The sequence below is a fragment of the Micromonospora sp. NPDC049559 genome, from assembly GCF_040676675.1.
Lineage (GTDB): Bacteria > Actinomycetota > Actinomycetes > Mycobacteriales > Micromonosporaceae > JBFAPK01.
This window is the reverse complement of record NZ_JBFAPK010000042.1, coordinates 69391-80101: the sequence shown is the minus strand read 5'-3', so window position 1 is coordinate 80101 and position 10711 is coordinate 69391. Positions and strand designations below refer to the sequence as shown.

The 10711-nt window shown below is 72.3% G+C and carries 8 protein-coding genes; 4 read left to right on the top strand and 4 right to left on the bottom strand.

Annotated features, from left to right (window positions below; translation table 11 throughout):
* Positions 1-218: 218 nt before the first annotated feature.
* Positions 219-1397, bottom strand: coding sequence for an ABC transporter substrate-binding protein (locus tag AB0J86_RS32735; protein WP_363861535.1), 1179 nt, complete (start codon positions 1395-1397; stop codon positions 219-221).
* A gap of 460 nt (positions 1398-1857) precedes the next feature.
* Between AB0J86_RS32735 and AB0J86_RS32730 the strand changes: the two genes are divergently transcribed.
* The 4 genes from AB0J86_RS32730 (at position 1858) to AB0J86_RS32715 (ending at position 6407) form a co-directional block, all read left to right on the top strand.
* Positions 1858-4965, top strand: coding sequence for a nitrate- and nitrite sensing domain-containing protein (locus AB0J86_RS32730; RefSeq protein ID WP_363861534.1), 3108 nt, complete (start codon positions 1858-1860; stop codon positions 4963-4965).
* The gene (locus tag AB0J86_RS32725; protein ID WP_363861533.1) at positions 4962-5372 is read left to right on the top strand and encodes a roadblock/LC7 domain-containing protein; all 411 of its coding nucleotides are present in this window, start codon (positions 4962-4964) and stop codon (positions 5370-5372) included. The genes AB0J86_RS32730 and AB0J86_RS32725 overlap by 4 nt, the downstream gene beginning before the upstream one ends.
* 65 nt (positions 5373-5437) lie before the next feature.
* On the top strand, positions 5438-5803 hold the full coding sequence (locus AB0J86_RS32720) for a DUF742 domain-containing protein (protein WP_363861532.1): 366 nt from the start codon (positions 5438-5440) through the stop codon (positions 5801-5803).
* Entirely contained in the window at positions 5784-6407 is a 624-nt protein-coding gene (locus tag AB0J86_RS32715) for an ATP/GTP-binding protein (RefSeq protein WP_363861531.1), read from the top strand. The genes AB0J86_RS32720 and AB0J86_RS32715 overlap by 20 nt, the downstream gene beginning before the upstream one ends.
* A 232-nt stretch (positions 6408-6639) precedes the next feature.
* Here the strand turns inward: AB0J86_RS32715 and AB0J86_RS32710 are convergent, their stop codons facing one another.
* Genes AB0J86_RS32710 through nirB form a run of 3 tightly spaced genes read right to left on the bottom strand, consistent with a single transcriptional unit; the run spans position 6640 to position 10690 of the window.
* Positions 6640-7728 (bottom strand): uroporphyrinogen-III synthase, encoded by a 1089-nt coding sequence (locus AB0J86_RS32710; RefSeq protein ID WP_363861530.1) that lies wholly within the window; start codon positions 7726-7728, stop codon positions 6640-6642.
* Positions 7728-8093 carry a nitrite reductase small subunit NirD gene (gene nirD / locus AB0J86_RS32705; RefSeq protein WP_363861544.1) on the bottom strand — a complete coding sequence of 122 codons (366 nt, stop codon included), beginning with the start codon at positions 8091-8093 and terminating at the stop codon, positions 7728-7730. The genes AB0J86_RS32710 and nirD overlap by 1 nt, the downstream gene beginning before the upstream one ends.
* A gap of 2 nt (positions 8094-8095) precedes the next feature.
* Positions 8096-10690: a nitrite reductase large subunit NirB gene (nirB, locus tag AB0J86_RS32700; RefSeq protein WP_363861529.1), complete on the bottom strand. Its 2595-nt coding sequence runs from the start codon at positions 10688-10690 to the stop codon at positions 8096-8098.
* Positions 10691-10711 lie beyond the last annotated feature (21 nt).

Genomic DNA, 10711 nt, shown 5'->3' with positions numbered 1-10711 from the left:
GCCGTCCGCCGGATGCTACGGGTCAGCCGGGCCCGGGGGCGATCAGATTATCGACCGCCAGCTCGGCTAAGCCGTCGCGCCCCTCGGGCTCCCTCAGCGAGTGCGCGTAGCGGCGCCGGTGGTGTCTGCACTGACGCGTCGCGGCGAACGACCCCCACCCACACCGCCGCGGAAGGAAAGACACCACCTCTCGGGCGCCGCGAAGCGCGCGAGCGCAACTAACCAGCGAGGCGCCAGCGTCCGCCGCGGGCGACCAGCATCGTCAGCGCCTGCGGCGTCAGCCCGGAGTGGTTGGTCGGGGTCATCCGGATCAGGCCGGAGAGGCCGTCGAGCTGCGCGGTCTCCAGGACGGTACGCAGCCGCTCCCGGTCGACCGCGCCGGAGCCGGGGTCACCGGCGATCGCGTCGACGATCATCTGGATGGCGTCGGCCGCGAACGAGGCGAAGCCGTAGTAGCTGCCGTACCGCGCCGTGTAGTCGCGGAACCACTGCTTGCGGGCGGCCTTGGCGGGGGTGGTGGCGATCACGTCGTCGATGACCATGGTCTGGGTGAAGACCAGGGTGCTCGAGTCGGCCGCGCGGGAGACGTTGTCGTTGAGGAAGAGTTCCCCGGCAGAGGCCGCGTCGAAGAAGAGCTTGCCGGTGAACCTGGCGGTCCGGAGGTTGTTCGCGGCCAGCATGGACTGCTCGGGCGTGGTCCAGACGACGATGGCGTCGAGCTTCTTGTCGGACTTGCTGAGCGCGTCCGCGGCCTGGCTGACGTCCGTGTCGGTCGCCTTGACCCGCTGCACCTCGGCGAGGCTGATCTTAACCTTGCGCAGCTCGTCCTCGCCCTCCTGCCCGTACGCGTCGTCCGTGCGCAGCAGGCCGATCTTCCGCAGGTTCTGGCGCTTGAACTCGACCGCGAGGGCGGCGGCGGTGTCGGCGGCGTTCGGCCCGAGCTTGAACATGAACCGGCGGTCGGCCGTCGGGCTGGCCACGGAGGTACCCGAGGCCAGGGCGATGGTCGGCACCTTGCGGTCGTTGACGGTCTTCACGGCGCCCACCGCGCACTCGTTGCAGCTGCCCATGATGATGGCGCTGACGGCGGGGTTGGCCGTGAATTCGCTGATGTTCCGGAGTGACTCGCTGGAATCGGACCGATTGTCCTTGATGTCCAAGCGAATCTTGCGGCCACCAAGTGCACCCGAATCGTTGATTTGTTGAACTTTTAGTTCCAGTGCGCGCTGGTAGGCCTTGCCGGTGCTGGCAGTGGCGCCGGACAGCTCCAGGTCGGCGCCGATGACCACCTCACCGGTCGCCTGCTCCGCATCGCCGCCGAGCTGGCAACCGGTGAGCGTGGCGACCAGGCAAACCGACGCGATCAAGGCAGTAGCCGCGGATCGGGTGAGCCTCAACTTTGTCCTCCATCTGGGCGGCGCTATGGCCCTGCCCAGGCAACGTCGCCGACGAGACCGTCCTCATTGGAGCGCCGAGCCTGGCATGTCGTACGGTGTGCGCGGAGCCTACAAACCTGCAAAACCTTGCCAATGGCGGGGCGCTCTGGTCAAGTAGAGCGCCTGATCTTTGTGGGACGCCGATCCCAACCTTTGGTTAGATCATGTGTTGGGAAATCTTATCGTTGCGGATGCAATCATCCGACCTGTCGAGATTTGCCCTGATCAGGGCGCTGTGACAACGAAGGGGCTCGGTGAGCAGAGTAGTGGTCCTGTCCCGTGCGACCGATTCCTACCCGGCTGCAGCTTCCCAAACGGGTCTTGTTCTGATGAAATCGCGGCCGTGCCGCGTGCGGCGCCGTTCGTTGCATCGGGCATCGGTCGGTCGGCCAGGCGTGGAGATAACGACGGAGGCAATGTCGTGAGCACCGGACCTACGTCCCTGCCTGAAAGTGGCCCGCCGGGCCGTAGCGCCCGGCGCCGGTGGTTCCCGCGGCTGCGGGATACCAGGATTCGGTCGAAACTCGCGCTCATCCTCGTCGTGCCGGTTGTCGCGGTTCTCGCGCTCGCCACCGTCCGGCTGGTCGACGTGGGACAGACGGCGTACGACGCCAACATGATCCGGTCGCTGACCGTGCTCGCCGCCGACGTCTCCGGCCTCGTGCAGGACGTGCACTCCGAGCGCATGGCGGCCGCCGGCTACCTCGCGACCGACCCGTCCGGCGCGGACGCCGGCCCGGCCGGCGGGGCGTACAACGAGGCGGTCCGGGTCACCGACGGGCACATCGCCGCGTACACCCGCGACCGCAAGGACCTCGGTGGCGTGCCGGACGCGATCGAGACCCGGCTCGCGGCCATCGACGAGCACCTGGCCACCCTGAACAGCACCCGGCAGGAGGTGCTGGACCGCAAGGAGATGCCGATTGCCGAGGCGGTCGTGCGGTACGGCGTCATCCTCACCGACCTGGTCTCGTACGGCGAGACGCTGGGTCAGATCGCCGGTGAGGGCAAGGTCGCGGAGAGCCTGCGCGCGGTCGCCGCGTTCGCCAAGGCGAAGGCCGCCGTCGCGGAAGAGGAGGCGGTGGCCTACACCTCCCTCTCCTCGAAGCAGGTCTTCGGCGAGGAGCAGCTCTCCGCCTTCCTGGGCACCCTCACCAGCCAGCAGGAGGCCCTGCTGGCGTTCGCGCTGGTCGCCTCCGCCGAGCAGCAGGCAATGGTGAACGGCACGGTCACCGGCGACGCGGTGGAGCTCGCCGACCGGATCGCCACCGAGATCACGCGTTCGGTGGGGCAGACGGCGCCGCTCACCGCGGCCGACGCCGCCGACGCGGTCGGCGCGGTCAACGACCTGATGCGCTGGACGGAAGTCCAGATGCAGGACCGGCTCCTCGAACAGGCCGACGAGGCCCGGTCGGCCGTGCTCCGTCAGGCGATCATCGAGTCGTCGCTGGTGCTGCTCACTCTCATCGTCGCCATCGCGCTGGCGATCGTGCTGGCCCGCTCGCTCAACGAGTCGCTGCGCCGGCTCCGCGAGGGCGCCCTCTCGGTGGCCAACCACGACCTCCCGGACGCGGTGAAGCGGCTGCGGGACGTCGGCAGCGTCGGCGACGGCGGCGTCGAGGAGATCGTGCGCCAGGTCCGCGACCCGATCCGGTTGACCAACCGCGACGAGGTCGGCCAGGTGGCGCAGGCGTTCAACGTCGTACACAAGGAGGCGGTCCGCGTCGCGGCGGAACAGGCCGCGCTGCGTACCAGCGTCTCGGCGATGTTCCTCAACCTGGCCCGCCGCAGTCAGGCGCTGGTCGACCGCATGATCGGCGAGCTGGACAGCATCGAGCGCGGCGAGGAGGACCCGAAGCGGCTCGCGCGGCTCTTCGAACTCGACCACCTCGCCACCCGGATGCGCCGCAACGACGAGAACCTGCTGGTCCTCGCGGGCGCCGACTCGGCCGTACCGCGACGCGACGACGCGCTGCTGGTCGACGCGCTGCGCGCCGCGCAGTCCGAGGTGGAGCACTACAACCGCATCGAGTTCGGCACCATCGACACCGACATCGCGGTCGCGGCGCACGCCGTCAACGACGTCGTACGGCTCACCGCCGAGCTGCTCGACAACGCCACCCGGTTCTCGCCGCCCACCACCATCGTGGTCGCCGACGCCCGCCGGATCCGCGACTACGTGCTGATCCAGGTGGAGGACCGCGGTCTCGGGCTCAGCGACGAGCAGCTCGAAGCGCTCAACCGCCGGCTCTCCGCGCCGCCCACCGTCGACGTCGCCGCGTTCCGGCTCATGGGTCTGGCCGTGGTGAGCCGGCTGGCCTCCCGCTACGGCATCCGCGTCGAGCTGCGCCGCAACATCGAGGGCGGCACGATCGCCCAGGTCACGCTCCCCAACAGCGTCGTGGTCCTGCCCCAGCCGGCCCGGGGCGGACGCGAGCCGCTGCCGAGCCGGCCGCGGCAGCTCGCCGTCGAGCCGGGACCGGCCGCGGCCTCCAGCTGGCGCTCGGAGTCGTCCGCTCCCACCACCGCGACGCGTACCGCGGCCGCCACTCTGGACCAGTGGCAGACCCCGGCGCAGCCGCCGAACCAGGTACCCGCCCAGTGGCAGCCGCCGGTCGAGCCGATCGGCACCGGTTTCCAGGTCAACGCGGCGGCGCAGCAGCCCATGACGCTCGCCCCGCCGGTACCGCCGTACTCGCCGACGCCGGCGAGCACCTCCGGCGCCCCGTACGGCACGCCGACGATGGCGTACCCGACCGTCGCGGGCGGCGCGCTGCCGCAGCGCGGCGCGGTCGCCGGTAGCAGCACCCCCACGGTCACGCACGTGGTGCCGCCCACGCCGCCCGGGCTGCCGGCCGGACCGGTCGCGGGGCTCGCCGCCCAGCAGCAGGTGCCCTCGGCGGCGGCCGCGGTGGCGCCGCAGCCGGAGGAGACCGGCGACTCGCCGATCTTCCGGGAGATGGAGACGGCCTGGTTCCGTACCCACGGCCAGGACGCGACCGCCATCTTCACCATGCCGACCGCCGGGCATCCGCCGGCGCCGGCGGCCCAGCCGGCCACCGTGAGCAGCGCGGTCGGCGCATCGAGCACCGCCACCGCCTACGCCAGCCCGCGGCAGCCGCTGTCGACGCCGACCCCGGCGCAGTCGGCGCCCACGCCGCCGCCGTACACTCCGCCCGCACCGGCGACAACCATCGGCGCCCCGGCGGCGCCCGCGTCCACCAGCGTGCCGCGCCCGCGTACCGGCGAGGGATCCTGGCGGACGGCGGCGGACGAGGGCTGGGCGCTGGCCAGCCGGGCGGCCGAACCGGCGAACGGCGGCCAGACCCGGTCCGGCCTGCCCAAGCGGGTTCCCCAGGCGCAGTTGGTGCCCGGCGGGGTCGAGCAGAAGTCCTCCCGGGACCGGAGCCGGCGCACCCCGGACGAAGTCCGTGGTCTGCTCTCGGCGTACCACCGCGGTGTGCAGCGCGGTCGGACCGCCGGTAGCGATCCGAACGGCACCACCTCAACCAAGGAGACGAGCGGATGAACAGGCCAGCAGCGATGCAGGACATGAGTTGGCTGCTCACCAACTTCGCGGACAGCGTGGCGGGCATCGCACACGTGGTGGCGGTCTCCGCCGACGGACTGCTCCTCGCCTCCTCGCGGGACCTGCCTCCGGACCGGGCGGACCAGTTGGCGGCCATCACCTCCGGTGTGGTCAGCCTGACCGACGGGGCGTCCCGGATGTTCAGCGCCGGCGGCGTGCTGCAGACGGTCATCGAGATGGACAGCGGGTACCTGTTCCTGATGTCCATCAGCGACGGTTCCTCGATGGCCGTGCTGGCCGCGCGGAGCTGCGACGTGGGACAGGTGGGCTACGAGATGGCGCTGCTGGTCGAGCGGGTCGGTGCCGCGCTCGTGCCGCTGCCCCGTGAGGCGGTCACGCGCTCCTAGCGCGTACGGCCGCGCGACGGCAATCGGTGAGGCTGCAGCTCGAGAGGTGAGGGGGTGATCGCGACATGGACAGAAGGCGTGAAGATCCGCGTGGGGCGCTGGTACGGCCGTACGCGGTCACCCGCGGCCGTACGGAGCCGCGTCAGGACATCGCCCTGGAGGCGGTCCTCACGGCGACCTCGGCCGCGGTTGCGGAGTCCCGTTTCGCAGGGCATGACAAGCATCGAATCGCCACCGTCTGCGAGGGCCGGGCGCAGTCGTTGGCGGAGATCGCCGCGTACACCCGGCTTCCGCTGGGGGTCGCCCGGGTGCTGGTCGCCGACATGGTGGCCGACAGCCTGCTGACGCTGCACAGTGCCGCTCCCGCTGAGGCGTACGAGGAGCGGATGGAACTGCTTGAGAGGGTGCTAAGTGGACTTCGCAGGCTATGACCCAGCCGGGCCACGCCGCAGCAGGGGGATCACCTCCGCGAAGATCGTTATTGCGGGCGGCTTCGGCGTTGGTAAGACGACGCTGGTCGGCGCGGTTTCGGAGATCACACCGCTGACAACCGAGGCGGTGATGACCGCCGCCGGTGTCGGCATCGACGATCCGTCGAAGGTGCCGGGCAAGGAGACCACCACGGTCGCGATGGACTTCGGCCGGATCACCATGGCCGAGGACCTGATCCTGTACCTGTTCGGTACGCCCGGCCAGACCCGGTTCTGGTTCATGTGGGATGAGATCATCCGGGGTGCCGTCGGCGCCGCGGTGCTCGTCGACACCCGGCGGATCACGGACGCGTTCGCGCCGCTGGACTACTTCGAGAACCGCAACCTGCCGTACGTCGTGGCGTTGAACTGCTTCGACGGCGCGCCGCAGTACGAGCTGGACGAGGTCCGGGAGGCCCTGGCCATCGCCCCGCACGTGCCGCTGGTGATGACCGACGCCCGGTCCCGGGAGTCGGTCAAGCAGGTGCTGGTGACCGTGGTCCAGCACGCCATGGCCGTACTCCAGGCGCAGCACGGGCGCGGTTTCCCGACGCCGGTCGGCTGACCGCGCGGGCCGGCGCCGCACCCGCCGGCCCGCGACATCCGGTACGCCGCACCGGCGTGCGCCGCGCAGCGCGCCGCCGAGCCGTCGACAACCGCAGATCGCGACAGCCCACCCGGAACGCCGACACGGGTGGGCTGAACCGTGCCCGAGGGCGGGTGACCGGCCGGGCGGCAGCCGCCCTCGCCGGCCAAGGGCCGGCCGGCAGCGGGCGGGGGACCGACCGGGCGGCGGGTCAGTCGACCGGCAGCCGGTAGCCGCGCTTGACGACCGTCTGCACCACCCGGGGCGTACCGAGACCGGCGCGCAGCCGGGCGACGGCCATCTCGACCGCGTGCTCGTCGGCCCCGCGCGGCAGCGTCCGCAGCAGCGCGGCCCGGGAGAGCACCCGACCCGGCGCCACCGCCAGCGCCCGCAGCACCGCCATCGGCGCGGGCGCGAGCGGCCGGAGTTCTCCGTCGATGACGGCCGCGTGCCCACGCAGGGTCAGCACGTGGCCGGCCACCTTCACGCTGATCGCGCGCGGCGGCAACTCGTCGACGATGGTCCGCACCAGCGCACCGAGCCGGGCGCGGGTCGGCGCGACCACCGGTACGCCGTACCGGCGCAGCGGTGCCGCCGTCACCTGCCCCACGCACGCGGCCAGCACGTCGGAGCGGAGCGCCTCCAACAGCGCGTCCGCGTTCGGACCGGCGGCCCGCAGCAGCGCGCTCACCGCCGGGGCGGAGGTGAAGGTGACCGCGTCGACCAGCCGGCCGCTGATCAGGTCGACCAGCCGGTGCAGCGGCGCCGGGTCGGCCGGCGGCGCCCACCGGTAGACGGGTACCTCGATCACCGTCGCGCCGGCCGCCTCCAGCGCCTCGGTGCACTCGGGCTGCCGTTCGCCGTGCAGCTGCATGGCGATGACCTGGCCGCGTACGCCGCGCTGCCGGAGGTGGTCGATCACCTCGTCGCAGCTCTCCGACGCCGGGGACCACTCGTCGTGCAGGCCGGCGGCGCGGATCGCGCCCCGGGCCTTCGGGCCCCGGGTGACGATGTATGCCTGGGCGAGGGCGGCGCGCAACGGTTCGGCCAGCCCCCACCCCTCGGCCGCCTCCAGCCAGCCGCGCATCCCGATGCCGGTGTTCGCCATCAGGATGTCCGGCGGGGTGTCCAGGCAGGCGCGGGTGGCGGCGCGCAGCTCGGTGTCGTCGGCGAGCGGCACGATGCGCAGCGCGGGTGCGAGCACCACTCGGGCGCCGCGCCGTTCCAGCAGCGCGGCGAGTTCGTCCCGGCGCCGGTCCGCGGTGACCCCCACCGTGAACCCGGTCAGCTCGCCGGACATCAGTCCACCCGCCGCACGGCGACCTCGACGAGACCGTCCCGGCAGCGTACGTCGTAGGTCGGCACCGCTACGCCGGGCACGTCGAGGCACCGGCCGGTACGCAGGTCGTAGACCTGCTTGTGCAGCGGCGAGGCGACGGTCGGGACGTCTCCGCGGCTGCCGACGATGCCGCGCGACATCACGTACGCCTTCGTGATCGGGTCCTGGTGTCCGATCGCGTAGAGGTCACCGTCGTGGGTGCGGAAGATCGCCACCTGCTCGCCGTCGACGAGCGCGGCTACGCCCCGCTCCGGCTCGACCCGCTGGTACGGGCACACCACTGTCCATCGCACGGCACCGCTGACGGCGCTGGTGGTGGTCTGCAGAGTCAACGCGCTACCCCCAAGGTCGTCGGAAGGCCGAGCGCGACCGGTCGCCGCTCGCCCGTGGCCGGTACCGGCTGGCCCCGCTCCAGCTCGAACGTGATCGACGGGTCCGGGACGTCCGGCGCGTTGACGAACGAGGCGAACCGCGCGAGCCGCTCCGGGTCGTCGAGCGTGTCCCGCCACTCGTCCGAGTAGGACGCCACGTGCCGCGCCATCGCGCCGTCCAGCTCGTCGCAGAGCCCGAGCGCGTCGTCGACGATCACCGACCGGAGGTGGTCCAGCCCGCCGTCCATCGCCTCGATCCAGGCGGCGGTGCGCTGGAGCCGGTCCGCCGTGCGGACGTAGAACATCAGGAACCGGTCGATGTACCGGACCAGCTCCTCGGTGCTCAGGTCGGAGGCGAAGAGCTCCGCGTGCCGGGGCCGGAAGCCGCCGTTGCCGCCGACGTAGAGGTTCCAGCCCGCCTCGGTGGCGATGATGCCGAAGTCCTTGCCGCGCGCCTCGGCGCACTCGCGGGCGCAGCCCGAGACCGCGGCCTTGATCTTGTGCGGCGCGCGGAGTCCCCGGTACCGCAGCTCCAGCGCGATGGCGAGGCCCACCGAGTCCTGCACGCCGTACCGGCACCAGGTCGAGCCGACGCAGGACTTGACCGTCCGCACCGCCTTGCCGTACGCGTGGCCGGACTCGAAGCCGGCGTCGACCAGCCGCCGCCAGATCTTCGGCAACTGCTCCACCCGGGCGCCGAAGAGGTCGATCCGCTGCCCGCCGGTGATCTTCGTGTAGAGGTTGAAGTCGCGGGCCACCTCGCCGATCACGATGAGCTTCTCGGGCGTGATCTCCCCGCCCGGGATGCGGGGCACCACCGAGTACGTCCCGTCGCGCTGGATGTTGGCCAGGAAGTGGTCGTTGGTGTCCTGCAACGCCGCCTGCTCCCCGTCGAGCACGTAGCCGTTGCCGAGCGAGGCCAGGATCGAGGCGACCACGGGCTTGCAGATGTCGCAGCCCCGGCCCCGGCCGTACTCGGTCACCAGCTGCGAGAAGGTGCGGATGCCGCGGACGCGTACCAGGTCGAACAGCTCCTGCCGGCTGTGGTCGAAGTGCTCGCAGAGCGCCTTGCTCTGGCTCACGCCCGCGACCGTGAGCAGGGACTTGAGCATCGGTACGCAGGAGCCGCAGCTCGTGCCGGCCCGGGTGCACGCCTTGATAGCCGGTACGTCGGCGCAGCCCGCGCCGATCGCCGCCACGATCTGGTCCTTGGTCACCGCGTTGCAGGAGCAGACCTGGGCGGAGCCGGGCAGCGCCGCGATGCCCGTGCCGGTACCGCCCTCGGCGCCGGCCGGCGCGAGCAGCGCCAGCGGCGGACCGGGCAGCGCGCCGCCGACGCTGGCGCGCAGCGTCGGGTACGCCGTGACGTCGCCGACGAGGACCCCGCCGAGCAGGGTACGGGCGTCGTCGGAGAGGACCAGCTTCGCGTAGACCCGGGTGGCCGGGTCCGTGTACGTGACGTCGAGCGAGCCCGGCGCGCGGCCGTGCGGGTCGCCGAAGGAGGCGACGTCCACCCCGAGCAGCTTCAGCTTGGTCGACGTCTCGGCACCGGGGAAGGTCGCGGCGCCGCCGAGCAGCCGGTCGGCGACCACCTCGGCCATCGCGTACCCGGGGGCCACCAGCCCGTAGCAGGTCCCCTCGACGGCGGCGCACTCGCCGATCGCGTAGATGCGCCCGTCGTCGCTGCGGCAACCGGCGTCGACGCGTACGCCGCCGCGGTCGCCGAGGGTGAGGCCCGCGGCCCGAGCCAGCTCGTCCCGAGGCCGGATCCCGGCCGCGACCACGACCAGTTCGGTCGGGAGCCAGCCGCCGTCGGAGAGGGTCAGCCCGGCGAGCCCGCCGTCCGGTCGGGACCGGATCGCCGAGGTGGCCACGCCGAGGTGCGCCGTGACGCCCAACTCCTCGACGTAGCGGCGCAGCATCGCACCGCCCGCCTCGTCGATCTGCACCGGCATCAACCGCGGCGCGAACTCCACCACGTGCGTGTCGAGCCCGAGCAGCCGCAGCGCGTTGGCCGCCTCCAGGCCGAGCAGGCCGCCGCCGATGACCGCGCCGCCGCGCCGGCCGGCGGCGTAGTCGCGGATCGCGGCCAGGTCGTCCAGGGTGCGGTAGACGAAGACCCCGGGGCGCAGCACCCGCCCGGCCGGCGCGCCCGCGCCGTCGGCCTCCGCCTGCGGCAGGTACGCGCCGTCGATCGGCGGCACGAACGGGTACGACCCGGTCGCCAACACCAGCGCGTCGTACGGGTACTCGCCGTGCGCGGTGCGTACGGTCCGGCGCGTCCGGTCGATGCCGGTGACCGGCTCGCCCAGCCGCAGCACCACGCCGTCGTCGGGGCGGTGCAGGCTCAGCTCCTCCTCGCCGACCCCGTCGAAGTAGGCCGAGAGGCGCACCCGGTCGTACGCCGGTCGGCCCTCCTCGGCCAGTACCGTGATCCGCCAGCGTCCCTCGCCGTCCCGTGACCGCAGCGCCTCGACGAAGCGCTGCCCCACCATGCCGTTGCCGACGACGACGAGGTTCCCGCCGTCCGGCCCGTCCGCCCGTGCACTCACGTCGCCACCTCGCTCCATCCG

Bases quoted from the DNA above. Each gene is read 5' to 3' on its own strand.
- AB0J86_RS32725 (WP_363861533.1), top strand. From the start codon at position 4,962: ATGAACAGGCCAGCAGCGATGCAGGACATGAGTTGGCTGCTCACCAAC.
- AB0J86_RS32710 (WP_363861530.1), bottom strand. From the start codon at position 7,728: ATGTCCGGCGAGCTGACCGGGTTCACGGTGGGGGTCACCGCGGACCGG.
- AB0J86_RS32720 (WP_363861532.1), top strand. From the start codon at position 5,438: ATGGACAGAAGGCGTGAAGATCCGCGTGGGGCGCTGGTACGGCCGTAC.